The following is a 21,155-nucleotide window of genomic DNA, read 5'->3' on the forward strand; positions in this document are numbered from 1 at the left end:
GGAGGGAGGGGGCAGCTCACACTGCCCTTTTGTTTTTTGCAGCACACAACTCTTTCGCCGATCAAGGACCGAAAGAAACACGACCAGCGCGCTGGTCTAACGTGCAATCAGGCCTTAGCGGCGACGTTGTGGACGGCGACGCGTGTCATCGACAGGAATCGGCACAGGCTGCAGTGGCGGCTCGATCAGGCCAAGCGCAACACCAACGTCATGAAGCCAGGTTTGCAGTTTGTCTTTCATATATCCCCCTTGGGGTCACTCTGGCGACGGGAATTCTGTGGTCGCTTCACACAGATAATAGTCCTAAGTCCTACTCAATGCTTGCCTAAGGTCAATGAACTTTAGGCTAATTTCCTACATATCTGACTCAAGGCAGCACCTTGAGTTGCGGCGACACAGCCCCATTTGGCAACGGCGCCGTCTGCTGCAGCTCAATCCACGCATTCAAGTTGGCGCCCATCATGCCTTTTCGCCACATCAACCATGTTGTGGCGCTGGCAAAAGGTTGTTTCAAGGGATGTATCCTGACATTTTCTCGCCCCGGCAAGCTGGCCAGCATCGACGCCGGCATCAGCGCCACCCCTGAACCCGCCGCCACACACGCCAGCATCCCTTGATAGGACTCGATCTCCATCACCCGCCCCAAGGAGGCACGGTCGCTGGCGTACCAGGCTTCAAGCCGGGCGCGATACGAACAACCCTGACGAAAGGTAAAGACTTCCCTGCCTTGTACGTCCCGGGCACGGCCAATCGGCGGATGGTCCAGATCGCTGATAAGCACCAGGCTCTCCTCGCAGAACTCCACACCGTCCAGCCCGGCCAACTCCAGCGGGCCATCCACCAGCGCGGCATCCAGACGCCCCGTCAACAGCCCTTCGAGTAACTCGCCGCTGGGGCCCGACTGAACGTGCAAACTCACTGCCGGATACGTGCGGTGATAGTGCGCCAGCAGACCCGGCAAGTGGATCGCCGCCGTGCTGTACATCGTCCCCAGCGTGAACTTGCCCGAAGGCACGCCCCCCTGAACGGCGCTCAGGGCTTCATCGTGAAGGGCAAATAGCCGTGCCGTGTAGTCCAGCAACACTTGCCCCGCAGGAGACAACTGCAGGCGCTGGCGCTCACGTACGAACAGCTCGACGCCCATCTGTTCCTCAAGCTGTTTGAGCCGAGTCGACAGATTTGAAGGCACTCGATGCAGGCGCTCAGCCGCACGAGTGATCGATCCTTCCTGGGCCACAGCCTGAAAAATCCGTAGCTGGCTGAATTCCACACCACTCTCCAAAACTGAATAAGTCACTCACTATTATTCATTTTTAAGGAAAGTCAAACAGCACTAGCCTGACGGTCATTGCCTTCACCCAGGAACCTGCAGCATGTCGCCCCTGATCCGCTTACTCGCCAGTTTTATCGCGCTCATGATGGCCATGGGCATTGGACGCTTCTCCCTGACCCCGCAACTCCCTCACTTGATTGGTGAAGGGCAGATCGACCTGACCGGCGCCGGGCTGATTGCTGCCGCCAACTACCTTGGCTATCTGCTCGGGGCACTGGATGCCATGCGCGCCCGGCGTCCGGAGCAGGTGCGCGGCCGTTTGCACACAGGCCTGTGGCTGTGTGTCCTGCTGACTCTGGTTTCGTACTGGGCCTACGGTTTTTGGCCGCACCTGCTCTTGCGGTTTGGTTCCGGTATCGCCAGTGCCTGGGTGATGGTCATGATTACCGCGCTTAGTCAGCACATAGCTCTCACTGAGAATCGGCCACGCCTGGGCGCCCTGGTGTTTGCCGGGCCCGGTCTTGGCGTGATGCTTACCGGCTTGTTGGCACTGGCAGCCAATGTAACCGGGCAAAACTCGGCCACCCTCTGGATGATCTATGCCGTGGCGGCGCTGCTGATGCTGCTGGTGATTTGGCCCGCCCTGCCACAACCGGCTTCGACTGCCGCACAAACCCACACCTCAGCACCTGACAGCCGCCAACCCGGAATCGCACGACTGGGGGCGATTTATGGGCTGTATGGCCTGGGGTACATCATTCCTGCGACGTTTTTGTCACAGATGGCAAACGCACGGTTTCACGGCCAATGGCAAGCCGATCTGTTCTGGCCTGCCTTCGGGCTATGCGCCGCGATTGGCGTGGTACTGATCAGTTTTCGTCGTCATCGCCCTGCCACCACCCGTTATTGGCTGATGGGCGCGCTGTGGGTTCAGGCCTTTGGCGTACTTGCGTGCCTGATACCGAGCAGCGCAGGCCTGGCCCTGGGTGTGATCCTGTGCGGCACGCCGTTTCTGGCCTGCATGTCGCTGGTCATGCAGCGCTCACGGGATCTGGCGCCCCGCGCCACCGCCCGAAACGCAGCCCTGTTGACCGCCTGCTTTGCCGTGGGCCAGCTGTCCGGGCCATTGCTGGCAGCCCTCAGCAGCCATTTCAGCGGTGGACTGCAACCGGCGCTGATCATTGCCGCCAGCGGGCTGTTGCTTGCTGGTGTGCTTGCCCGGAAGTCGATCAGTGCCCCAGCAGAGCGCGCACTTTGCGGCGCACCCACTGCTCAGCGCTGACAAACGTGATGCCGCACAGCACCAGAATCGCGCCCACCACAAAGTTGACGCTCAGGGGCTCGTGAAGCACCAGCACACCGAAGGTCACGCCAAACAGGGGCGTCATGAATGAGAACACCGCCAGATTGGAAGCCATATAGCGCTTGAGCAGCCAGAACCACACCAGGTAGCTGAAGAACGACACAACCAAACCCTGAAACAGCACGCTGGCCACCGCGACGGTGGTCAGGCTGACATGGGTGATCTGGCCGCTGGCCGCTGCAATTACCAACAATCCGAAAAAACCTACGACAAGCTGGTAGAACAGGGTCAGGGTGACTGGCGCTTCCGACAACCGGGAGCCGCGCACCACCACCGTGGTCGCCCCCCAGGCCATGCCTGCCAGAATCCCGTAGACATCGCCCAGCAGCATGTTGCGGTCCATGTCGGCAAACGAAATCCCCCCGGCAAAAGAAAAGGCTATCCCGGCAAACGCGAGAATGATCCCCAGCCATTGCAACGGTCGTAAACGCTCGCTGGGCAACAGCCAGTTGATTCCGAGGGCGGTAAAAATGGGCGCGGTATAGAGGAATACCGACATATGCGCAGCACTGGTCAGTTGCAGCCCTTCGGCAATGAAGAAGAACTCAAGGCCGAAGAGGCTACCGGCCAGCAAGCCGCCACGCCAGGTGGCGGGCACCTGGCTCCAGCCACCCTTCCAGCAGATCAACAGACCCACCAGCAGCGCTGAAATACCTGAGCGCAAGGCCGCTTGCATCACGGGGGCGATGTCGGGTGCGGCAATTTTGATGATGACCTGCTGCACGCCCCAGATCAGGCATAAGCCCAGCATGACCTGCAGTGCGAATGCATCCGTTGCACGCCGCGTAACACTCATAGTCCACCCGAAAAAAAGCCACGTCCGCACAAATGCAGAACAGCACAGTGTTTAACGTGCAAGAAAATAGAGTCAGGACGCCAGCTTGCGGGCCGTCCAGTAACCCGACAATGAAGCAAGACAGGTCAACAACCCGCCCCACGCCATGTCCATCAAAGCCAACTGGGCAGACCAGCCTTGCAGCGTCGCCCAGTTGGTCATGTCGTAAGTGCCATAGGCGACCAGCCCGAAGAACGCGCCGGCCAATGCAGCTCTGCGCGCACTGGCCCGGGCAAGGGCCGGCAGCACGACAAAGAACACCACGCCCAGCACGTACATCAGATAGAACACGATGGCTGGGCCCCACTTGGGCTGCGCCAGCATCAACGAGCCCAGCAGCTCTTTATAGGTAGAGCTCATGAGCACGCCGAGCCACAGGCCGTCGAGCACCAGAAAAGCCAGTAACGCACCGATATACGCCCACACTGCCTTGCTCATCTCGCCAGCCTCCCTGCGTCAGTTCAGATCAATTCGATGCGGTCCGGGTGGATCGCAATCTTGCCTTCCTTGTACAGCGCGCCAATGGCTTTTTTGAAGTTGCCCTTGCTGACGCCAAAATGGTTGCTGATCACTTCAGGAGCACTTTTGTCGCTGACTGCCAGCACACCGTTATTGTCGCGCAACTTGCTGAGGATCTTTGAGTTCAGGCTGCTGGCTGCTTCCTGGCCGACCGGTTGCAGGCTCAGGCTGATTTTGCCGTCAGCGCGGATTTCCTTGATGAAACCTTTCTCTTGCTTGCCCGCACGCATGAACTTGAAGATTTCATTCTTGTGGATCAAACCCCAGTGCTTGTTGTTGATCACGGCTTTGAAACCCATGTCCGTGGCCTCAGCCACCAACAGATCAACTTCCTGGCCTACCTGATAGTTGGCCGGGGTTTTGTCCAGATAACGGTCCAGACGGGCAGTCGCGGTGATACGGCGTGTGTGCTTGTCGAGGTAGACATGCACCACGACATATTCGCCGGCGGTCATCTGGCGTTTTTCTTCGGAATACGGCAGCAGCAAATCTTTTGGCAGACCCCAATCGAGGAATACACCAATGCTGTTAACTTCAACCACTTTAAGACTGGCGAACTCACCGACCTGAACTTTTGGTTTTTCAGTGGTGGCAATTAACTTGTCAGCGCTGTCCAAATAAACAAATACGTTGAGCCAGTCTTCATCTTCACTGGGAATATCTTTGGGAATATAACGATTCGGCAACAGGATTTCGCCGTCTGCCCCGCCATCGAGATACAAACCAAAACTTGTATGTTTAACCACTTGCAAACTGTTGTAGCGACCGATTAAAGCCATGTCCAATACCCTCATTACGTAGGCGGCATTCTACCCGAGTTTAGGGGGGCAAATTGGAGCGCCGCGACCCGGTATTCAAAAAATCTGTGAAAGGTTTGATTTATCAGGATTTTCTAACGCTGTCAGGCTGCCACTCGTCAGCCTGCAGGAGGCCACCCTCCCGTCCGGCAGCACCTGAACATGTTTAAAATCCCTCCACTGTTATGAATTAAAACAGCGAGTTAGCAGGCAATTAGACACTTGCTTATGTCTTCGCCGACACCACCTCTATTATTTTACGAAGATATTTAACAAGCAATTGTCAAGTATTTCTGGTACTATCGCTGGCCAAGTTATTTTCTAAAGGTCAATAGCCGCCATGCGCGTTAAAGCATCTGCCAGCAAAGCAAAGCCAGCTCCCGCTGTAGAAACCAGTGATTCCATCAATGCTCAAATCGAAGCATTCTTGAAATCCGGCGGCGAGATCCAGCAAATCAACAAAGGCGTCAGCGGCCAAACTTTTGGCCCGTCCAAGCAAATCACGCTCGGCAAGAAGTAATACCCCCTCGCGTCATCTGGTCCTCTTGCGCTTTGCCTTCCAAGGCGCTAGGACTATCGATTTATCCCACCCTTGCGCCACATCCCTGATTCGAATCGATAAATCGACGAACGGCACTTTATTGCCGATATTCCTGCGTATGCTCCAAAGGCTCTGAATCAAGCCTTTGAGCCCATATAGGGAGCCGATTATGCTCACACGGGCGGTACTGCTGACCGGCACGTTGCTGGCCAGCACGATTGTGGATGCACAGGTCTTTTCCCGCGAACTGGGCAACTTCGACCTCAAACTGGCCACACAGCCCAGCCGCAGCATGGCTCAGGGCCTGGTCAAGCCTACAAGCCCCGGCTCGACCTTTCATGGCGGCCTGGACCTGACCCATGACAGTGGCTGGTACGCTGGCCAATGGGCACCCACCATGGGCATCAAGCCTGGCAGCAATCTGGAAGTTGATTCCTACCTGGGCTACAAACACCCCTTCGACCAAACCCTGAGCTACGAGCTGGGGGTAATCCACTACAGCTACCCCAAACTCGACTCACTGGACAGTCAGCAGATTTTTGCCGGCCTGACCGTGCTGGGTACGCGCTTTGGCGCCGCTTTCAGCAACGACCCGGACCGACGCGACAGCACGCTGTTTGCCGACCTGGGGGTCAACCAGCCCTTCGGTATCGGAGTGAGCATGAAATACACCACCCACCAATTGGGCTCCCCCGTATCCATTGCCGATGGTGGCCGCGTGAGCGCTTTCAATGACTGGTCGATAAAATTTTCCCGCCCCTGGATGGGCATCGACCTGGATCTGATCTACAGCGACTCCAGCCTGGACGGCACAGACTGTTCAGCGTATTCGGGGCAAAACGCCCAGTGTGATGGCTTGCTGACATTCAAGGCCGAGCGAACTTTTTACTGAGCCCTGATTTATTGTGGGAGCGGGCTTTCCCACGACGTCGATCTACCTGACAAACAGCAACGCCTACAGCCTTTTCAGACAACAAAAAACCCGGCACAGGCCGGGTTTTTTGTAGGTTACACCTGCGCTTTATTCAGCAGCCGGTGCTTCTGGCTTGCGGCGCTTGAGCGGAGCCATGCCGTCCTTGCTGACCAGCGACAGTGCATCAGTCTTCGGGCGGTTGGCAATTTTGCGCTTGGTCGGAGCCTTGGCGCCCGACTTCTTCTTGACACCCTTGGCGTCGGTTTTTTTCTTCTTCACACCAACAGCTTTGCCCGAGGCCTTGACGTTTTTCGGACCGCCGTAAACGCCTTTGACTTCCTTGATGGTGCGGCGCTCGAAGCTCTGCTTCAGGTAGCGCTCGACGCTGGACATCAGGTTCCAGTCGCCGTGGCAGATCAACGAGATGGCCAGGCCATCGTTACCCGCACGACCCGTACGACCAATACGGTGCACGTATTCGTCGCCGCTGCGTGGCATATCGAAGTTGATCACCAGATCCAGGCCTTCAACGTCCAGGCCACGGGCCGCCACGTCGGTAGCTACCAGAATCTTGACGCCGCCCTGCTTCAGGCGGTCGATGGCCAGCTTGCGGTCCTTCTGGTCTTTTTCACCGTGCAAGACAAACGCTTTGTAGTCCTGAGCCACCAGACGACCGTAGATACGGTCTGCCATAGCGCGGGTATTGGTGAAAACGATCGCTTTTTGGTACGTCTCGTTTGCCAGCAGCCAGTTAACAATCTGCTCTTTGTGCTGGTTGTGGTCAGCGGTGATGATTTGCTGACGCGTGGTAGCGTTCAGCTGGCTGACCTGATTGAGCTGCAAGTGCTCGGCATTGTTCAACACCTTGCCGATCATCTCGCGCAGACCCGAACCACCGGTGGTGGCCGAGAACAGCATGGTCTGCTGGCGATTAGGGCACTCGTCGACCAGACGCTGGACGTCTTCGGAGAAGCCCATGTCGAGCATGCGGTCGGCTTCGTCGAGTACCAGCACTTCAACTTCTTTCAAGTCGAGGTTGCCGGCATTCAGTTGCTCCAGCAAACGACCCGGGGTGCCGATCAGGATATCCGGCACCTTGCGCAGCATGGCGGCCTGGACCTTGAAGTCTTCACCGCCGGTGATCAGGCCGGACTTGATGAACGTGAACTGCGAAAAACGCTCAACTTCCTTGAGCGTTTGTTGTGCCAGCTCGCGGGTCGGCAGCAGAATCAACGCTTTGATACTTACGCGGATTTTGGCTGGACCAATCAGACGATTCAGAATCGGCAGTACGAAAGCGGCAGTTTTACCACTCCCGGTTTGAGCTGTAACCCGCAGGTCACGCCCTTCGAGCGCGAGCGGGATGGCCGCTGCTTGCACAGGCGTAGGCTCGACAAATTTAAGCTCGGCCACAGCTTTAAGCAGGCGTTCGTGCAGGGCGAAATCGGAAAACACGGGTGCTACCTCGAAGAAATACAAAAAATCAGCGGCATAGAGTAACGGTTTCGAGCGCCAAGGCCGAGTTACTTTGCACGAACGGCATGAAACAAATGGTTTTTTAGGGTCTTTAGTCCAACCTGAGCCCATAAATTGCTCTGAAGTGCTCTAATCCCATGGCCATTTATTACTGGGATATCGTTTTAGCTTATGGAAACTCAACCACTCTGGACCCAAATCCAGACCCTTTGGGCAAACCTGGATCAACATCCCTGGGTCAGTGCCATGCTGGGTCTGATCGTTCTGGTGGGCATTGCCCTGCTGGCCGGTCACATTGCACGCATCCTGGTGTTGCGCGTGACCAAAATACTGGGCCGTCAGCCGGCCCTGCACTGGATCAACGATTTACGCGAACACAAGGTGTTCCATCGCCTGGCGCAATTGACCCCCTCCCTGATGGTGCAGTTCGGACGCAACCTGGTGCCGGACATGAGCGACAACGGTCGCCACTTCCTTGGCAACCTGGCGCTGGCCATAACCATTTTTGTGCTCACGCGGGTGATCAGCTCACTGCTGGATGCCTTGCTCGATATCTATTCGCGCACCAATTATGCAAAGACCCGGCCGATCAAGGGCTACATTCAGCTGACTAAAATGCTGCTGTATGTGTTCTCCGCAATCATCATTGTCGCAACCCTGATCGACCGCTCGCCAATGCTGCTGCTCTCCGGCCTTGGCGCAATGTCTGCTGTCATTCTGCTGGTCTACAAGGACACGCTGTTGTCGTTTGTGGCCAGCGTGCAGTTGACCAGCAATGATTTGCTGCGCGTAGGCGACTGGATCGAGATGCCGCAGGTCGGTGCCGATGGCGATGTAATCGACATCACCCTGCACACCGTCAAAGTACAGAACTTCGACAAAACCATTGTCTCGATTCCGACCTGGCGTTTGATGTCCGAATCGTTCAAAAACTGGCGTGGCATGCAGCAGTCCGGCGGACGCCGGATCAAGCGCAGCCTGTATATTGACGCCGCCGACATTGCTTTTTTGACCGATGAGCAGGAGCAGCGCCTGGAACAGGTACGCCTGTTGAGCGATTACCTGCATCGCAAGAAAGCAGAGCTCAAAAGCTGGAACGAAGCCCAGGGCAATGTCGCGGCCATGTCTGCCAACCGACGGCGCATGACCAACATAGGCACTTTCCGCGCCTATGCCCTGGCCTACCTGAAAAGCCATACCGACATTCAGCCGAACATGACCTGCATGGTCCGCCAGATGCAAGCCACGCCACAGGGTGTACCCCTTGAGGTGTATTGCTTTACCCGGACCACGGTGTGGAGCGAATACGAGCAAATCCAGGGCGATATTTTCGACTATCTGTTGTCAGTGCTGCCCGAATTCGGGCTCAGCATGTATCAGCAACCGAGCGGCAATGACCTGCGCAAAGGATTGCTGAGCAAGCTGAATACTCCGCTGGAACTGTCCAAAGACGATTGAACCCTGTGGGAGCGGGCTTGCTCGCGATTCGGGTGATGCCATCGCGTGCAAGCCCGCTCCCACAGTTCCATCACCCATAATGCGCTCAGGCTTGCTTGAACTGTGGATCGCCTGTGAGCTTGAACAACAACTCGATCCCTTGGGGCCAGTTGCCATAGCCCCCCTCACCATTGATGTGCCCGGCATTTTCCAGCCATACCAGTTCGCTGCCCCAGGCATCGCTGAATGCGCTGGCCCGCTCCTGGGTGACATAGGGGTCGTTGGTACTGGCGACGGTAATTGCGTCAAAAGGCAGGGTATTGAGCGGCATCGGGCTGAAACCCGTTGTGCCTGGCGGATAACTGTCGGCTTCGGTATCGCTGGGCGCGACCAGCAGTGCCCCACGCACACGCCGCGCCTCTTTGGGGTGCTGCTGCGCCCAACGGGCAATCAGCGTGCAGGCAAGGCTGTGGCCCACCAGCACCACAGGACGCTCGCTCTTGGTGATCTTTTTCTGCAGGTTCTGCACCCAATCCGTACAAACGGGGGTTTCCCAGTTCTCCTGCTTGACCCGGTGCAGCCCGCTGTAGCGCTGTTCCCAGTGAGATTGCCAATGCTCTGTTCCCGAATTGAACAGGCCCGGCAAGATCAACACCCTGACTGTCATTCCGACTCTCCCTTTAGGCGATAGATGGACTGTGGTTGACCTTAGACCGTCACAGCCCTGCGGTCTAGCCGGCTGATCCACACGGCAAATGCAATCACCAGCCCGCCGATGAACAGTCGCCCCAGCGGCTCGTGCTGGTTCCAGATCAGCAAACTGATCAACAGGCCGACCGGCACATGCAAAATGTTCATCACAGCCAACGTGCCAACCCTGACCATGCACGCGCCTTTGTTCCACCAGTACAGGCCCAGGGCCGTAGAAATCAGCCCCAGAAATACCAGAACACCCCACTGCAAGGGAGCCTCAGGCAGGAAGTTGGCCTTGCCAAATAGCAGGAAGGCCGGCAACACCACTGCCAAAGCCCCCAGATAAAAGAAACCAAACCGCTGGTAATGCGGCACGTCGCTCGGGTAACGCGCCACCAGGCGCTTGTACAACACCTGCCCGGCGGCATAGGTGAAATTGCCCAATTGCAGCAACAGGAAGCCTCCTAAGAAGTCCGGGCTGATGCTGTCAAAGCGAATGACCGCCGCCCCCGCCACAGCTACAAGTGCCGCCACCAGCGCCCACGGGTTGAAACGGCGATTAAGGGCATCTTCGATCAGGGTCACATGCAGCGGAGTGAGGATGGTGAACAACAGCACCTCCGGCACTGTAAGCACCCGAAAACTCAAGTACAGACAGACGTAAGTGATGCCGAACTGCAGGGCACCGATCAGCAGCATGCCACGCATAAAGCCAGGCTCTACCTGACGCCAGCGCGTCAGGGGGATGAATACCAGCCCCGCCAGCACCACACGCACCAGCACCGCAAAGTAGCTGTCGACATGTCCAGCCAGATACTCGCCAATCAGGCTGAAGGAGAATGCTTGAATCAAGGTGACAATTAACAGATAGCCCATGAATCTCTCGCCCAGGAAATCGAAACGGCTCACCGGCCAAAACACCCGCGAGCGCATCAGAAGGTCCGCGACCTTAGCGGTTTTCCATCAACCTTTACCATCACCCTGCAAAACCCGGACAAAAAAAACCCGATCCGGCGCTATGGCTGATCGGGTACGAGCACTCAAAAAAGTGCAAAGGGAGGTTCGATGCGCGAACCGCATGCTTGAAGGAGCAATGAAGCGATTAAGCCATTCAGCGATTATCTGTCGATTAACAGCCTATGAGATTGCAGACAGCCTGGCCTTGGCCTGGTTTAAACCTTTTTCCTGGAAGTCACCGCCCAGGTTCATGCCTTCGGCATGGATAAAGGTCACATCGTGAATTCCGATAAAGGCCATGACCTGACGCAAATAGGGTTCCTGATGGTCCGAGGTGCTACCCGCGTATAGCCCGCCGCGCGCAGTCAAAACGTATGCTTTCTTGCCGACCAGCAGTCCTTGCGGACCGGTTTCGGTGTACTTGAACGTCACGCCAGCCCGCAATACGTGGTCAAGCCAGGCCTTGAGAGTGCTCGGAATCGCAAAGTTGTACATCGGGGCCGCGAGCACCAGTACATCCGCTGCCAGCAGCTCATCGGTGAGCTCATTGGAGCGCTGCAGGGAAACATGCTCGTCAGCGCTGCGTTGTGCTTCGGGCTTCATCCAGCCACCCAACAGGTTGGCATCAAGATGCGGCACCGGGTTCAGGGCCAGGTCACGAACGGTCACTTGATCAGCTGGATGTGCCGCTTGCCACTGGCTGACGAACTGCCGGGTCAACTGTCGGGAGAATGAGTCCTGCTGGCGTGCGCTGCTTTCAATGATCAGAACGTTGGACATGGCGGATAAGCTCCATCTGTAAATACGGTAAGGCGATGGCGCAGAGAATAGAGAGCATTGGTTCGATTAAAAAGCGCATTTATTTGCTACAACCTATCTATAAACCTGTTTATTTAGCGGTATCCTGTCAGCACTCCCATTCAGAGGTAATCATCGTGAAAGCGCCCCGCGTGACCCTTGATCAATGGCGCACCCTGCAAGCGGTGGTCGATCACGGCGGCTTTGCTCAAGCCGCCGAAGTCCTCCATCGCTCGCAGTCGTCTGTCAGCTACACCGTGGCACGCATGCAGGATCAACTCGGCGTGCCGCTGCTGCGGATCGACGGACGCAAGGCGGTGCTCACCGAGGCGGGCGGCGTGCTGCTGCGCCGCTCCCGGCAACTGGTCAAGCAGGCCAGCCAGCTCGAAGACCTCGCCCATCACATGGAGCAAGGCTGGGAAGCCGAGGTCCGCCTGGTGGTCGACGCGGCCTACCCCAATGCACGGCTGGTGCGTGCCCTGACCGCCTTCATGCCGCAAAGCCGTGGTTGCCGCGTGCGCCTGCGCGAAGAGGTGCTGTCCGGCGTCGAAGAAGTCCTGCTCGAAGGCGTGGCTGACCTGGCCATCAGCAGCTTCAATATTCCCGGTTACCTGGGCACCGAGTTGAGCACCGTGGAATTTGTTGCCGTGGCTCACCCCGACCACCCCCTGCATCGCCTGCAACGGGAACTGCATTTCCAGGATCTGGAAAGCCAGCTGCAAGTCGTGATTCGTGACTCCGGGCGCCAACAGCCCCGTGACGTGGGCTGGCTCGGCTCCGAACAGCGCTGGACCGTCGGCAGCCTGGCCACGGCGGCCGCCTTCGTGGGCAGCGGGCTGGGCTTTGCCTGGTTGCCGCGGCACATGATCGAGCGCGAACTCAAGGAAGGTGTGCTCAAACCGTTGCCGCTCAATCAGGGCGGCAAGCGTCACCCGGTATTTTTCCTGTACGCCAACAAGGACAAGCCTCTGGGCCCTGCCACACAAATCCTGGTTGAACTGCTGCAAACTTTTGACACGGCCCCGCTGGATGCGCCGTTTGCAGCACCGCAGCAAGCGTGAAGATCAGTGGGCAGGAACCCGATTCGAGAATATCCTGTCCAACACCCGCCGCCCGTGAACATCTGCCATTACCGGATGTAGCACGGGCATTGGTTCAAACCACAGGGCGCCACTGCCTGCGTGGCATTGAACAGTCACCCCACTTTCCAGGATCACTGAACCATGCTTAAAAAAATTGCACTTGCCGCTGGCGCCATGCTGTTTGCTGCCAACCTGATGGCTGCCGATACATCCAAGGCACCTCATGTCGTTCTGGATACCAGCTTCGGCAAGATCGAAATCGAACTGGATCCGGTCAAGGCTCCGATCAGCACTGACAACTTTCTCAAGTATGTGGACAGCGGCTTCTACAACAACACCATTTTTCACCGTGTGATCCCGGGCTTTATGGTGCAGGGCGGAGGTTTCACCTCGCAGATGGCGCAAAAGCCGACCCGCGACCCGATCAAGAACGAAGCCAGCAACGGCCTGCATAACGTGCGCGGCACCCTGTCGATGGCTCGCACCTCCAACCCGAACTCTGCCACCAGCCAGTTCTTCATCAACGTGGCAGACAACGCGTTCCTGGATCCGGGCCGTGACGCCGGGTACGCCGTATTTGCCAAGGTCGTGAATGGCATGGATGTGGTTGACCAGATCGTCAACTCGCAAACCACCACCAAACAAGGCATGCAGAATGTGCCGATCGACCCGGTGCTGATCAAGTCGGCCAAGCGTATCGACTGACAGGCTGCACACAGCAGGGAGCTTTGACCTGTGCCCCGTAGCAGCTGCCGAAGGAACGAGGCTGCGTTAGCTGCTACGGGATGGGTAACGTCAACTAAAGGAGAGCCCGCGCTGCGGGCGTCAGTGCCCATGCTTTATCGCCGCTTCGAACAACTGATCGATATCTTCCGCGAAGCCCCTACCGCAGCCCCTCCCAGCACTGTCTGGGCGTTTTATCTCTACTACCTGCGCCAGGTCTGGCCCATGTTTGTCGCCTTGCTGGTGATCGGGCTGATAGCGGCACTGATCGAAGTCTCGCTGTTCAGCTACCTGAGCACGCTGATCGATCTGACCCAGGGCACGCCCAATACCGAATTCTTCAAGGTCCATAGCAGCGAACTGATCTGGATGGCCGTGGTGGCCCTGATCATCCGCCCGGTGTTCTTCGGCCTGCATGACCTGCTGGTGCACCAGACCCTGAGCCCGAGCATGACCAGCATGATCCGCTGGCAAAATCACAGCTATGTGCTCAAGCAAAGCCTCAACTTCTTCCAGAACGACTTTGCCGGCCGCATTGCCCAGCGCATCATGCAAACCGGCAACTCGCTGCGTGACTCGGCCGTTCAGGCGGTCGACGCCCTGTGGCACGTGCTGATCTACGCCATCAGCTCACTGGTATTGTTTGCCGAAGCCGACTGGCGCCTGATGATTCCGCTGCTGATCTGGATCGCCTGCTACATCGGTGCCCTGTACTACTTCGTCCCCCGGGTCAAAGAGCGCTCCGTGGTGTCCTCCGATGCGCGCTCAAAACTGATGGGGCGTATCGTCGACGGCTACACCAACATCACCACCCTGAAGCTGTTTGCCCATACCAATTTCGAGCAACAGTACGCTCGCGAGGCCATTATCGAGCAAACCGAAAAAACCCGGCTGGCCAGCCGCGTGGTCACCAGCATGGACGTCACGATCACCACCATGAACGGCTTGTTGATCGTCAGCACAAGCGGCCTGGCGCTGTGGCTGTGGAGCCAGTCGCTGATCAGCGTCGGTGCCATCGCCCTGGCCACCGGCCTGGTGATCCGCATCGTCAACATGTCCGGCTGGATCATGTGGGTGGTCAACGGTATTTTTGAAAACATCGGCATGGTGCAGGACGGTCTGCAAACCATTGCACAACCCATTGCCGTCACTGACCGTGAACAGGCACCACGCCTTACTGTCAGTCGCGGTGAAGTGCGCTTTGAGCACGTCGACTTCCATTACGGCAAACGCAGCGGCATTATCAGCGACCTCAACCTGGTGATAAAACCCGGCGAAAAAATCGGCCTGATCGGACCTTCCGGCGCGGGCAAGTCGACCCTGGTCAACCTCTTGCTGCGCCTGTACGACCTGCAAGGCGGTCGCATCCTTATCGACGATCAGAACATCGCCGAAGTAACCCAGGAAAGCCTGCGCGAACAGATCGGCATGATTACCCAGGACACTTCGCTGTTGCACCGCTCGATTCGTGACAACTTGCTGTACGGCAAACCTGACGCTACCGACGAAGAACTGTGGGCAGCCGTGCGAAAAGCCCGGGCCGATGAGTTTATCCCGCTTCTGTCCGACGCTCAGGGCCGCACCGGTTTTGACGCCCACGTGGGCGAGCGCGGCGTCAAGCTGTCCGGCGGTCAACGCCAGCGGATTGCCATTGCACGGGTACTGCTCAAGAACGCACCGATCCTGATCATGGACGAAGCCACCTCGGCACTGGACTCCGAAGTCGAGTCCGCGATCCAGGAAAGCCTCGAAACCCTGATGCAGGGCAAAACCGTCATTGCCATCGCCCACCGCCTTTCAACCATCGCCCGCATGGACCGTCTGGTGGTGCTGGAAAACGGCCATATCGCACAAACCGGAACCCACAGTGAACTGCTCGCACGGGGAGGTCTGTACTCACGGCTTTGGCAACATCAAACGGGTGGTTTTGTAGGCATAGACTGAGACCGTAAACACGCAACTGTAAAGCCCGTGAAACACCACGCCAGCGCCCGGTTTCAAAGGGCTCTGGCGTTTTTTATGGCACTGGAAAAAACCCGGGCGAGTGCTGTACTTAAACCAGGATTCGGGAGAGTTCTGTAGTTAACCGCAGGACGCGACGCAGCTTCAATTGCTCGATAGATTTATCTATCCGGGACCTTCAAATGACCTTGCTCAAACGTTCGGCAACTGAGTTGGTAGGCACTTTCTGGTTGGTTCTTGGCGGCTGTGGCAGCGCAGTACTCGCTGCAGCCTTCCCCAACGTGGGTATCGGGCTGCTAGGGGTCGCACTGGCTTTTGGCCTTACCGTACTGACCATGGCATTCGCTATCGGGCATATTTCAGGCTGTCATCTGAACCCCGCCGTGTCCTTCGGGCTGTGGGTGGGTGGCCGATTCCCTGCAAAAGAGCTACCCGCTTACATCGTGGCCCAGGTTCTGGGAGGCATCATCGCCGCCGCACTGCTGTACTTCATTGCCAGCGGCAAACCCGGGTTTGATCTGGCTGCAAGCGGGCTGGCAGCCAATGGCTATGGCGACCATTCTCCCGGTGGCTACTCGATGATCTCGGGACTGGTATGCGAAGTGGTGATGACGGCCATGTTCATCCTCATCATCATGGGTGCCACTGACACGCGAGTCCCTGCAGGCTTCGCTCCGATCGCCATAGGTTTGGCGCTGACGCTGATCCACCTGATCTCGATCCCGGTCACCAACACCTCGGTCAACCCGGCACGCAGCACAGGCCCGGCCTTGATCGTGGGCGGCTGGGCGCTTCAACAACTGTGGATGTTCTGGCTGGCGCCACTGGTGGGCGCAGCGATTGGCGCACTGACCTATCGATGGCTGGGCAAACAGGACAGCTGAGCATCGAGGCGGCGAGGTTCAGGCCTGCCGGTAGGGCAGCGCCGACCTCGCCTCTTCTGCATACGCCAGCACCCCTGCCCGCTCACGCTGCAGAAAGTCACTGACAGCCGATTTCAGCCCCTGATGACGCAGGTAATGCCATGAGTGAGTGATCACCGGCTCAAAGCCGCGGATCAGCTTGTGCTCGCCTTGGGCACCGGCATCAAAACGCTTGATACCCTGAGCAATGGCGTAATCCATACCCTGGTAGAAACATGTCTCGAAATGCAGGCGATCAAACTCGGCCAGGCACCCCCAGTAACGACCATACAAACTGTCACCACCGATCAGGCTGAACGCCATCGCTACCGGGGTCGAGCCCTGCCTGGCCAGCACAACGCGAATGGATTCGGGCATACGCTCGGCCAGCAGACTGAAAAACGCCCGCGTCAGGTAAGGTGTTTGTCGCCGTACTGCGTAGGTATTGGCGTAACAGGCGTAGACAAAATCCCATTGCGCCTCGCTGACCTGTTGACCCTCCAGCCATTCGAACTCAAACCCTTGAGCGGCCACTTGCTCGCGCTCTTTGCGCATCTGCTTGCGCTTGCGGGAGCTCAGGGCATCAAGAAAGTCCTGAAAATCGCGGTACTCGCGGTTCTGCCAATGAAACTGGCAACCGAGCCGCTGCATCCAGCCGGGCTGTTGCGCCAGGGCCGTATCGGCCAGCGTATCGGTGAAATTGATATGGGCATTCGAGAGACCCTCAATCTCAAGATAACCGGGCAAAGCCGCCAGCAACTCCATCCCGTCCTCGGCACTGGCGGCCAACAATCGAGGACCACTGACCGGGCTGAACGGTATGGCCGTCAACAGCTTGGGGTAGTACTCGATGCCCGCCCGCTCGCAGGCCTGCGCCCATTCGTGATCGAACACATATTCGCCGTAGGAGTGCCACTTGCGGTAGCTGGGTAACGCTGCTTGCAACTGCCCGTTTTCGTAGTGCAGCAAGTGCTCGGGCTGCCAGCCGGAATGCGGACCCAGGCAGCCGCTGTCTTCAAGCGTGCTGAGAAAGGCGTGCCGCAAGAACGGCTGCTCCACCGGCACCAGCCCATCCCATTCCTGAGCGGTGATGGCGGACAGGCTGTCCAGTCGTTGTAACGGCATTGAGAATCCCCGGGCGCGACATGTGAGCCGCGATGGTAGCACCGCAACCGAGGTGGGCGCTGATGTCACGCAGTGATGCCTGCGCGGGCAAGCTCGGCTCCTGCAGGTTTGGCGACCGCCGCGAGTGTCACTGACTTGCTATCAGACTGCCACTTTTCTGTCATATCCAGCCGCGATACTGGCGCCGCTTCTTAGATCACGAGGTTATGAGTGACCTGTTTGCCAACACGCTCATGACACACCCAAGCCTCGTTAACGTGAGCCCGTATAGGGCCGATTTTTCTTGAGGTGGCCAAGGCCACCTCTGCACTGGGAGATTCACAATGCGTCTTGTTTCTACACGGGTTGCGGCTGGACTGTGTGGTGGCCTGGTACTGGCCATGAGCGTTCCGGCCAGCGCAGCAGTCGATGCCAGACTGCTCGAAATGCTGAAAGCCAACGGTTCCATTTCGCCAGCTCAGTACTCCGAGCTGCAAACTGAACTCGCCAGTGAGAATCAAGCCAAGCAAGAAGCTGCGGCCAATCAGGTCAAAAAATCCGACCTCACCGCCTTCGAACAAAAAGTCGCCTGGGCAGCTAAAACCGAACTCAAGGGGGATGTCCGGGTTCGTCACGAAAACATCAAGATTGATGGCGAGTCCGATGGCAAGAACAAGGACCGTCAGCGCATTCGTGCCCGTCTGGGTGCCTACACCGAAATCAACCCGCAAGTGAACACCGGTATTCGTATCGCCACTGGCGGCGGCGACGATGCGCGCTCCACCAACCAGGATCTGGATAACTACTTCGACAAGAAGCAGTTGTGGCTGGACATGGCGTTCATCGACTATCACCCGACTGCCGTCAAGGACCTGCACCTGATCGCCGGCAAGATGGCTCAGCCCTGGGTCAGCATGGGTGATGTGATTTGGGATAGCGATATCAACCCCGAAGGCCTGGCTGCCACTTACAAGCACAACCTGGGGAACAGCGGCGTCGAGATGTTCGGTAGCGCCGGTTACTACACCCTCAAGGACAACGTCGACGGCGACGGCGTGCAATTCCGTCATGACTTGCGTCTGTACGCAGGTCAGCTGGGTGCAAAATTCGCCCCCACGGACAGCCTGAAAGTGACCTTGGGCGGTAGCGTTTACAGCTACGACAATGACAAGGACAGTGCCTGCCCTACCACCGGGACCAAGACAACCCCTTGCGCCCTGGCCGTTAACGGCAACAGCACCAGCGAGTTCCGCCTGTACGAAGGCTTCGGCCAGGTCGATATCGCCAACCTGCCGCTGCCTCTGTCCCTTTACGGCCAGTACGTACACAACGCCGCCACCGACAGCGATCAGGACGACGCCTGGCTGGTGGGTTTCAAAAGCAAGCTCAATGCCTTCAGCCTGGACTACAACTACCGCGACATTCAGCGTAACGCCGTGGTCGGCGCCTTCACCGACTCCGACTTTGCCAACGGTACTACCGGTTCACGCGGTCACAAGTTCAAAGTGGGTTACGAAATCGACAAGAACTTTGGTGTTGGCCTGACGTACTTCCTGACCAAGGCTGACTACGTAACGTCCACCCAGAAAGATGCCAAGGCCAACACCTTGCAACTGGACCTGGAAGCCAAGTTCTAAAAGCGTCCCGTCATCAACAAAACCCCGAACCCGTTCGGCGTTTTGTGTCAGAACAGCAGAGCGAGGCTGGCGTCGGCCCCCCATCACATCCTCCGACGACACCCTCGCCCATGCTTCTTCTTTAGCGCGATTGCTCGCGCATCATTCGCTCAACCGTTTGCTCAAGGTCCGGGGGCAACGGTTCGGGAAGTCTTTTCAACGTGGCGCTCATCAAACGCATTTGCTTGATGAAACGTCGGCAGTTAGGACAAAACATCAGATGATGGCGCACCAGCAACCGCTCACGAACGCTCAGCTGGCCATCCAGATAGTCGCTTGAGCGCGCTACTTGCTGTTTGCAGCTCAACATTCGCCGGTTTCCTCGAAGTGTTCCACAGTCGCAAAGACTTTTAGTCGGGCTCGATGCACCAGCACCCGCACATTAGAGAGCGACAGTTCGAGAATATTACAGATCTCTTCAAGTTCAAGTCCCTGACGCTCGCGCAACACCAGCACACTGCTCTGCAGCTGCGGCAGGCCGAGAAGGGTTTGCTCAAGGCATTCGCGCAACTCGTCTTCCGTGAGCAAGGCTTCGGGGGTGTCCTGGTGCCAGGCAAACGGGGCCAGCAACCAGTGGCCATCACTGCTGAACCGGTCATCGTCTATGGTGCCGTGAGGCGAAGGCAAATCGTCGAGCAGCACTTCACGGCGATTTTGCTTGTAGCGGTTTTTTGCGGAATTGGCCGTGATGGTCAATAGCCAGGTTTTCAGGCTGGAACGGCCCTCAAACCCGGACAGATTGCGCACTACGGACAGCCATGCGTCTTGTACCACCTCGTCGGCATGTCGATTGCCGACGATCGCATAGGCCACGGCACGCATCGCGCTTTGATAGGTGCTAACCAGATCGCGAAAAGCCCGCTGCTCACCACTCAACAGCCGTTTGAGCAGTTCTGAGTCATCAGCAGCGGTCATGGATACCTCGTCTGATCGAGCACTGCGCGATTAACGTTTACGCAAAATCACACTGCCAATCGAATAACCGGCACCGAACGAACTCAGTACCGCCAATGCACCGCTTGGCAGATCGTCCTGATACGTATGGAAGGCAATGACCGAACCGGCCGAACTGGTGTTGGCGTAGGTATCGAGAATGACCGGAGCTTCTTCGATGGAAGCTTCGCGCCCCAACAATTTGCGCACGATCAAGTGGTTCATGCTCAGGTTGGCCTGGTGCAGCCAGAAGCGCTTCACCTGCTCAACGTCCAGCTGGTTCTCTTGCAGATGCTGACCGATCAGCTCAGCCACCATCGGGCATACGTCACGGAACACCTTGCGGCCTTCTTGTACGAACAGTTTGTCCGGGCTGTCAGCAGGCTCGTCAGAAGCACGGTTAAGGAAGCCGAAGTTGTTGCGGATATTGTTCGAGAACGTGGTCAGCAATTTGGTGCTGACGATATCGAACTGATACTCGGACGTTGCCAGGTCTGCACGCTCGACAACCACCGCCGTCGCCGCATCACCAAAGATAAAGTGGCTGTCACGGTCACGGAAGTTCAAGTGGCCGGTGCACACTTCAGGGCTGATCAGCAGCACTGCGCGGGCCTGCCCCAACTGGACGCTGTTGCTGGCGGTCTGAATGCCGAAGGTCGCCGAAGAACAGGCCACGTTCATGTCAAAACCAAAACCCTGAATGCCCAGCGCGTGTTGCACCTCGATGGCAATCGCAGGATACGGGCGTTGCAGGTTGGAGCACGCCACAATCACGCCGTCGATATCGGCAGCTGTTTTGCCCGCTCGTTCCAGCGCCTGTTTGGCGGCGCCAACGGCCATTTCGCAGAGCACCGACATTTCGTCGTTGCTACGGGCCGGCAAGTGCGGGCGCATGCGTTGCGGGTCAAGAATGCCGTCCTTGTCCATCACAAAGCGGCTTTTGATGCCCGATGCCTTTTCGATAAATGCAGCGCTCGATTCGGCCAGAGGCTGGACATCACCGGCCTCGATAGCCTCGGCGTTGTCCGCGTTGAACTGTTGCACATAGGTATTGAAAGACTGCACCAGCTCTTCGTTGGAGATGCTGTTGGCCGGGGTATACAGGCCGGTGCCGCTAATGACGACGTTATGCACGGTCGTTCCTCTATATGTATTCAGCTGTCGATAGCCG

General features: G+C 57.5%; 22 protein-coding genes. 9 read left to right on the plus strand and 13 right to left on the minus strand.

Translation table 11 applies throughout. The features are described from left to right. Nucleotides 1–114: 114 nt before the first annotated feature. Both VSQ83_RS16210 and ptrR read right to left on the minus strand, forming a co-directional pair. Entirely contained in the window at nt 115–240 is a 126-nt protein-coding gene (locus VSQ83_RS16210) for a PA1414 family protein (protein ID WP_019828748.1), read from the minus strand. Nucleotides 241–367: 127 nt separating this feature from the next. Then, on the minus strand, nt 368–1,270 hold the full coding sequence (ptrR, locus tag VSQ83_RS16215) for a putrescine utilization regulator PtrR (RefSeq protein ID WP_133078996.1): 903 nt from the start codon (nt 1,268–1,270) through the stop codon (nt 368–370). Nucleotides 1,271–1,373: 103 nt separating this feature from the next. On the opposite strand from ptrR, the gene VSQ83_RS16220 reads away from it, so the two are divergent. After that, complete coding sequence (locus VSQ83_RS16220; protein WP_326427204.1) at nt 1,374–2,555, plus strand: MFS transporter; 1,182 nt, start codon at nt 1,374–1,376, stop codon at nt 2,553–2,555. Here the strand turns inward: VSQ83_RS16220 and VSQ83_RS16225 are convergent. The 3 genes from VSQ83_RS16225 to VSQ83_RS16235 form a co-directional block, all read right to left on the minus strand. Then, entirely contained in the window at nt 2,503–3,432 is a 930-nt protein-coding gene (locus tag VSQ83_RS16225; protein ID WP_133078994.1) for a DMT family transporter, read from the minus strand. The genes VSQ83_RS16220 and VSQ83_RS16225 overlap by 53 nt on opposite strands. Before the next feature lie 72 nt (nt 3,433–3,504). Next, nucleotides 3,505–3,909, minus strand: coding sequence for a DUF2177 family protein (locus tag VSQ83_RS16230; protein WP_133078993.1), 405 nt, complete (start codon nt 3,907–3,909; stop codon nt 3,505–3,507). A 23-nt stretch (nt 3,910–3,932) separates the two neighbouring features. Then, nucleotides 3,933–4,769: a CvfB family protein gene (locus VSQ83_RS16235; protein WP_219262941.1), complete on the minus strand. Its 837-nt coding sequence runs from the start codon at nt 4,767–4,769 to the stop codon at nt 3,933–3,935. Between the two features lie 358 nt (nt 4,770–5,127). Here VSQ83_RS16235 and VSQ83_RS16240 point away from each other — a divergent pair, with 358 nt between their 5' ends. Then, nucleotides 5,128–5,307, plus strand: coding sequence for a hypothetical protein (locus VSQ83_RS16240; RefSeq protein ID WP_003441690.1), 180 nt, complete (start codon nt 5,128–5,130; stop codon nt 5,305–5,307). A gap of 190 nt (nt 5,308–5,497) precedes the next feature. Beyond that, on the plus strand, nt 5,498–6,220 hold the full coding sequence (locus VSQ83_RS16245) for a TorF family putative porin (RefSeq protein WP_219262940.1): 723 nt from the start codon (nt 5,498–5,500) through the stop codon (nt 6,218–6,220). A gap of 129 nt (nt 6,221–6,349) precedes the next feature. Here VSQ83_RS16245 and VSQ83_RS16250 read toward each other — a convergent pair whose 3' ends face one another. Then, nucleotides 6,350–7,696, minus strand: a complete 1,347-nt coding sequence (locus VSQ83_RS16250; RefSeq protein ID WP_133078990.1) for a DEAD/DEAH box helicase — start codon at nt 7,694–7,696, stop codon at nt 6,350–6,352. Nucleotides 7,697–7,888: 192 nt separating this feature from the next. On the opposite strand from VSQ83_RS16250, the gene VSQ83_RS16255 reads away from it, so the two are divergent. Continuing rightward, the gene (locus VSQ83_RS16255) at nt 7,889–9,175 is read left to right on the plus strand and encodes a mechanosensitive ion channel family protein (RefSeq protein ID WP_133078989.1); all 1,287 of its coding nucleotides are present in this window, start codon (nt 7,889–7,891) and stop codon (nt 9,173–9,175) included. Nucleotides 9,176–9,260: 85 nt separating this feature from the next. On the opposite strand, the gene VSQ83_RS16260 is transcribed toward VSQ83_RS16255, so the two are convergent. The 3 genes from VSQ83_RS16260 to VSQ83_RS16270 form a co-directional block, all read right to left on the minus strand. Continuing rightward, nucleotides 9,261–9,821: an RBBP9/YdeN family alpha/beta hydrolase gene (locus tag VSQ83_RS16260; protein WP_133078988.1), complete on the minus strand. Its 561-nt coding sequence runs from the start codon at nt 9,819–9,821 to the stop codon at nt 9,261–9,263. A 41-nt stretch (nt 9,822–9,862) separates the two neighbouring features. Next, on the minus strand, nt 9,863–10,723 hold the full coding sequence (locus VSQ83_RS16265; protein ID WP_133079027.1) for a carboxylate/amino acid/amine transporter: 861 nt from the start codon (nt 10,721–10,723) through the stop codon (nt 9,863–9,865). 261 nt (nt 10,724–10,984) lie between these two features. Next, on the minus strand, nt 10,985–11,584 hold the full coding sequence (locus VSQ83_RS16270; protein ID WP_133078987.1) for an FMN-dependent NADH-azoreductase: 600 nt from the start codon (nt 11,582–11,584) through the stop codon (nt 10,985–10,987). 155 nt (nt 11,585–11,739) lie between these two features. On the opposite strand from VSQ83_RS16270, the gene VSQ83_RS16275 reads away from it, so the two are divergent. From VSQ83_RS16275 to aqpZ, 4 genes are all read left to right on the plus strand, one after another. Beyond that, nucleotides 11,740–12,663: a LysR family transcriptional regulator gene (locus VSQ83_RS16275; RefSeq protein ID WP_133078986.1), complete on the plus strand. Its 924-nt coding sequence runs from the start codon at nt 11,740–11,742 to the stop codon at nt 12,661–12,663. Nucleotides 12,664–12,825: 162 nt separating this feature from the next. Next, nucleotides 12,826–13,389, plus strand: a complete 564-nt coding sequence (locus VSQ83_RS16280) for a peptidylprolyl isomerase A (protein WP_019828735.1) — start codon at nt 12,826–12,828, stop codon at nt 13,387–13,389. 129 nt (nt 13,390–13,518) lie between these two features. Beyond that, nucleotides 13,519–15,351 carry an ABC transporter ATP-binding protein gene (locus VSQ83_RS16285; RefSeq protein ID WP_133078985.1) on the plus strand — a complete coding sequence of 611 codons (1,833 nt, stop codon included), beginning with the start codon at nt 13,519–13,521 and terminating at the stop codon, nt 15,349–15,351. Between the two features lie 200 nt (nt 15,352–15,551). Continuing rightward, complete coding sequence (gene aqpZ, locus VSQ83_RS16290) at nt 15,552–16,253, plus strand: aquaporin Z (protein WP_133078984.1); 702 nt, start codon at nt 15,552–15,554, stop codon at nt 16,251–16,253. Between the two features lie 18 nt (nt 16,254–16,271). Here aqpZ and VSQ83_RS16295 read toward each other — a convergent pair whose 3' ends face one another. Further along, entirely contained in the window at nt 16,272–17,396 is a 1,125-nt protein-coding gene (locus VSQ83_RS16295; RefSeq protein ID WP_326427205.1) for a GNAT family N-acetyltransferase, read from the minus strand. A gap of 323 nt (nt 17,397–17,719) precedes the next feature. Here VSQ83_RS16295 and VSQ83_RS16300 point away from each other — a divergent pair, with 323 nt between their 5' ends. Then, nucleotides 17,720–19,012, plus strand: coding sequence for a putative porin (locus VSQ83_RS16300; RefSeq protein ID WP_219262936.1), 1,293 nt, complete (start codon nt 17,720–17,722; stop codon nt 19,010–19,012). Nucleotides 19,013–19,133: 121 nt separating this feature from the next. On the opposite strand, the gene VSQ83_RS16305 is transcribed toward VSQ83_RS16300, so the two are convergent. Genes VSQ83_RS16305 through VSQ83_RS16315 form a run of 3 tightly spaced genes read right to left on the minus strand, consistent with a single transcriptional unit; the run spans nt 19,134 to nt 21,118 of the window. Next, a complete protein-coding gene (locus VSQ83_RS16305; RefSeq protein WP_133078982.1) occupies nt 19,134–19,361 on the minus strand; it encodes an anti-sigma factor family protein in 228 nt (75 codons plus the stop codon). Beyond that, complete coding sequence (locus VSQ83_RS16310) at nt 19,355–19,966, minus strand: RNA polymerase sigma factor (protein ID WP_133078981.1); 612 nt, start codon at nt 19,964–19,966, stop codon at nt 19,355–19,357. Before VSQ83_RS16310 ends, VSQ83_RS16305 begins: the two co-directional genes overlap by 7 nt. A 30-nt stretch (nt 19,967–19,996) precedes the next feature. Continuing rightward, on the minus strand, nt 19,997–21,118 hold the full coding sequence (locus VSQ83_RS16315; protein WP_133078980.1) for a beta-ketoacyl-ACP synthase III: 1,122 nt from the start codon (nt 21,116–21,118) through the stop codon (nt 19,997–19,999). Nucleotides 21,119–21,155: the final 37 nt, after the last annotated feature.

This window comes from Pseudomonas sp. DSV-1, assembly GCF_035830915.1.
In the GTDB taxonomy this organism is placed as follows: Bacteria; Pseudomonadota; Gammaproteobacteria; order Pseudomonadales; family Pseudomonadaceae; genus Aquipseudomonas.

Excerpts from the sequence above, each read along its gene's own strand:
- VSQ83_RS16225 (WP_133078994.1), bottom strand. The coding sequence starts at position 3,432 with ATGAGTGTTACGCGGCGTGCAACGGATGCATTCGCACTGCAGGTCATG.
- VSQ83_RS16310 (WP_133078981.1), bottom strand. The coding sequence starts at position 19,966 with ATGACCGCTGCTGATGACTCAGAACTGCTCAAACGGCTGTTGAGTGGT.
- VSQ83_RS16220 (WP_326427204.1), top strand. The coding sequence starts at position 1,374 with ATGTCGCCCCTGATCCGCTTACTCGCCAGTTTTATCGCGCTCATGATG.
- VSQ83_RS16265 (WP_133079027.1), bottom strand. The coding sequence starts at position 10,723 with ATGGGCTATCTGTTAATTGTCACCTTGATTCAAGCATTCTCCTTCAGC.
- VSQ83_RS16305 (WP_133078982.1), bottom strand. The coding sequence starts at position 19,361 with ATGTTGAGCTGCAAACAGCAAGTAGCGCGCTCAAGCGACTATCTGGAT.
- VSQ83_RS16210 (WP_019828748.1), bottom strand. The coding sequence starts at position 240 with ATGAAAGACAAACTGCAAACCTGGCTTCATGACGTTGGTGTTGCGCTT.
- VSQ83_RS16245 (WP_219262940.1), top strand. The coding sequence starts at position 5,498 with ATGCTCACACGGGCGGTACTGCTGACCGGCACGTTGCTGGCCAGCACG.
- VSQ83_RS16300 (WP_219262936.1), top strand. The coding sequence starts at position 17,720 with ATGCGTCTTGTTTCTACACGGGTTGCGGCTGGACTGTGTGGTGGCCTG.
- VSQ83_RS16255 (WP_133078989.1), top strand. The coding sequence starts at position 7,889 with ATGGAAACTCAACCACTCTGGACCCAAATCCAGACCCTTTGGGCAAAC.
- VSQ83_RS16235 (WP_219262941.1), bottom strand. The coding sequence starts at position 4,769 with ATGGCTTTAATCGGTCGCTACAACAGTTTGCAAGTGGTTAAACATACA.
- VSQ83_RS16240 (WP_003441690.1), top strand. The coding sequence starts at position 5,128 with ATGCGCGTTAAAGCATCTGCCAGCAAAGCAAAGCCAGCTCCCGCTGTA.
- VSQ83_RS16230 (WP_133078993.1), bottom strand. The coding sequence starts at position 3,909 with ATGAGCAAGGCAGTGTGGGCGTATATCGGTGCGTTACTGGCTTTTCTG.
- VSQ83_RS16260 (WP_133078988.1), bottom strand. The coding sequence starts at position 9,821 with ATGACAGTCAGGGTGTTGATCTTGCCGGGCCTGTTCAATTCGGGAACA.
- VSQ83_RS16270 (WP_133078987.1), bottom strand. The coding sequence starts at position 11,584 with ATGTCCAACGTTCTGATCATTGAAAGCAGCGCACGCCAGCAGGACTCA.
- aqpZ (WP_133078984.1), top strand. The coding sequence starts at position 15,552 with ATGACCTTGCTCAAACGTTCGGCAACTGAGTTGGTAGGCACTTTCTGG.
- VSQ83_RS16285 (WP_133078985.1), top strand. The coding sequence starts at position 13,519 with ATGCTTTATCGCCGCTTCGAACAACTGATCGATATCTTCCGCGAAGCC.
- VSQ83_RS16280 (WP_019828735.1), top strand. The coding sequence starts at position 12,826 with ATGCTTAAAAAAATTGCACTTGCCGCTGGCGCCATGCTGTTTGCTGCC.
- VSQ83_RS16295 (WP_326427205.1), bottom strand. The coding sequence starts at position 17,396 with ATGCCGTTACAACGACTGGACAGCCTGTCCGCCATCACCGCTCAGGAA.